Source organism: Vibrio sp. YT-19(2023) (genome assembly GCF_033337395.1).
Genome location: NZ_JAWOQN010000781.1, coordinates 1 through 595, shown reverse-complemented (window position 1 = coordinate 595; position 595 = coordinate 1). Strand labels below are relative to the sequence as shown.

At 44.4% G+C, this 595-nt stretch carries 1 protein-coding gene; it reads left to right on the top strand.

What is annotated here, in order from left to right; genetic code table 11:
- Window positions 1-595, top strand: a 595-nt coding sequence (locus R7E78_RS28430; RefSeq protein WP_318058920.1) for a DUF547 domain-containing protein, incomplete at both ends; no start/stop codon positions are given.

Genomic DNA, 595 nt, shown 5'->3' with positions numbered 1-595 from the left:
TCTGGAGTGGCAACAGTTACTCGACAGCTATCTAGTTACCCGAGGTGACAACACTCTATTTCGTTACAACCAAGTCTCGGTCGCCGATAAAACAAAGTTAAAGCAGTACATTCAACGTCTTGCTAGTTTAAATCCATTGCAACACCGCCAAGCCGAGCAATACGCGTATTGGGTAAACCTATACAACGCACTGACGGTTGACCTAATTTTGGATAACTACCCGATAACGTCGATCACCAAGTTAGGCGGGCTGTTTAGCTTTGGCCCATGGGATCAAGATGTCATCATCATTAACGGAAAAAGTCTGACCTTGAATGATATTGAGCACCGAATTTTACGACCAATCTGGCAAGACCCAAGAACGCACTACGCTGTCAATTGTGCAAGCCTAGGCTGCCCAAATCTTCAAACTCAAGCTTTTACCGCTGAGAATACTCAAACCTTGTTAGAGAGTGCCGCAAAGACCTTTATCAACAGCAAAAAAGGCGTCTCTATTGAAGGTAACACGGCGAAAATATCTTCAATTTATGAGTGGTTTGCCGTTGATTTTCGTGCTGAGAAAGAGGTGTTTCACCACATCAGAAACTACGCGCCA